Source organism: Mesorhizobium sp. M7A.F.Ca.CA.004.04.2.1 (genome assembly GCF_004022825.1).
In the GTDB taxonomy this organism is placed as follows: Bacteria; Pseudomonadota; Alphaproteobacteria; order Rhizobiales; family Rhizobiaceae; genus Mesorhizobium.
The window spans coordinates 1-1,757 of record NZ_RZPH01001159.1 but is presented as its reverse complement, the minus strand read 5'-3'; the positions used below and the strand labels follow the sequence as shown (position 1 = coordinate 1,757).

Genomic DNA, 1,757 nt, shown 5'->3' with positions numbered 1-1,757 from the left:
CCAAATCGGACGAGGCCTCGACAAGATTGCCGGGCACGCGCTCGAGCGCCGCCTGTACCGGCAGGATCATGAACGGCAGCCAGACATAGACGAAGACGATGAAGGTGCCGGTGAACGATACCGACAGCGAATTGCCGCCGACAATCGGCAGCGACAGCCATGCGTCGAGAACCCACAACAAATGCAGCTTGGCGAGCAGCCAGGTGAGGATGCCCTCCTTGGCCAGGATCAGCTTCCAGGCGTAGATCTTGACCAGATAGCTCGACCACAGCGGCAGCATGATGCCGAGATAGAACAGCGCCTTCCAGCGACCGCGCGCATAGCGCGCCGCGTAATAGGCGATGGGGAAAGCGATGACGGCCGAGGCCAGCGTGACCAGGGCCGCCATCGTCACCGTGCGCAGGATGATGTCGAGATTGGCGGCCTGGAACAGGTCGCCATAAGTCTTCAGCGTGAACTCACGGTTGATGAGGCCGGAAAACTCGTCGATGGAGAAAAAGCTCTGCGCCAGGAGCGCAAACAGCGAGCCGATATAGACGATACCCAGCCACAGAACCGGAGGCAGCAGCATGAGCAGCAGCAGGACCTTCGGCTTGCGCCAGAAAAGGTCCGATAGCGCGCCGCGCAAGCCGCCGCTGCCGGGCAGGATGGCGGGCGCTGTTGCACGCATCATGGCGGCGTCGAGGCTCATGCCGGCTCGTCCATCAGATGCAGGTGCTCGCGGTTGAAGGTGAGCACCACCGCCTCGCCTTCCCCAGGCAAGGCCGTGCCGGCGGGCACGATGGCGTGCAGCCGCAGCCCGTCGGCGTCGAGCGCCAGCTTCGTCGTGGCGCCGAGATAGTTGGTCGAGACGAGGCGGGCGGATACGCCTTCGCCACTTGTGCCCGCGCTGGCCGCGCGGCCGACACGAATGGATTCAGGGCGCAGGCTGCCCCAGCGATGCTGGCCGGAATAGCGCTGGACGAAATCCGGCGGCAGCACGTTGGAGGAGCCGACGAAATCGGCGACGAAGCGCGTCTTCGGTCGCTGGTAGATATCTTCCGGCGTGCCGACCTGCATGATTTTGCCATCGTTGAAGACGGCGACGCGGTCGGCCATCGACAGCGCTTCGCCCTGGTCGTGGGTGACGAAGACAAAGGTGATGCCGAGCGCCTTCTGCAGCGACTTCAACTCCTCCTGCATGTTCTCGCGCAATTTGAGGTCGAGCGCGCCGAGCGGCTCGTCGAGCAACAGCACCTTTGGCTGGTTGACCAGCGCACGGGCGAGTGCCACGCGCTGGCGCTGGCCGCCGGAAAGCTGGCCGGGGCGGCGGGCGCCATAGCCGGGCAGCCGCACCAGTGACAGCGCTTCTTCCGCCGCCTTGTGCCGCTGAGCCTTGCCGACACCCTTGACCATCAGCCCGTAGGCGACGTTGTCGAGCACGTTCAGATGCGGGAACAGCGCATAGTCCTGGAACACGGTGTTGACGTTGCGGCGATAGGGCGGAACGCCCTCGGCGCGTTCGCCGAAGATCGAGATCGAGCCCGATGTCGGCTGCTCGAAGCCGGCGATGAGGCGCAGGCAGGTGGTCTTGCCGGAACCTGACGGGCCGAGCATGGCGAAGAATTCGCCCGGCACGATGTCGAGATCGACCGCGTCGACGGCGCGCACGCTGCCGAAATGGCGCGAGGCTTTCTGGAAGGAGACGGCGGAGGTCATGGGCTGTCCTGATCTGTCAGGCAAATCAATTCGGGCTGCGGTGCAGCGTTCTTCTAGCG

The 1,757-nt window shown here is 64.7% G+C and carries 2 protein-coding genes; both read right to left on the bottom strand.

What is annotated here, in order from left to right; genetic code table 11:
- The coding region (locus EN893_RS32450; RefSeq protein ID WP_164901322.1) for an ABC transporter permease at positions 1-691 on the bottom strand (691 nt) is incomplete at its 3' end.
- On the bottom strand, positions 688-1,698 hold the full coding sequence (locus EN893_RS32445) for an ABC transporter ATP-binding protein (protein ID WP_127267884.1): 1,011 nt from the start codon (positions 1,696-1,698) through the stop codon (positions 688-690). The genes EN893_RS32450 and EN893_RS32445, both read right to left, overlap by 4 nt.
- Positions 1,699-1,757 lie beyond the last annotated feature (59 nt).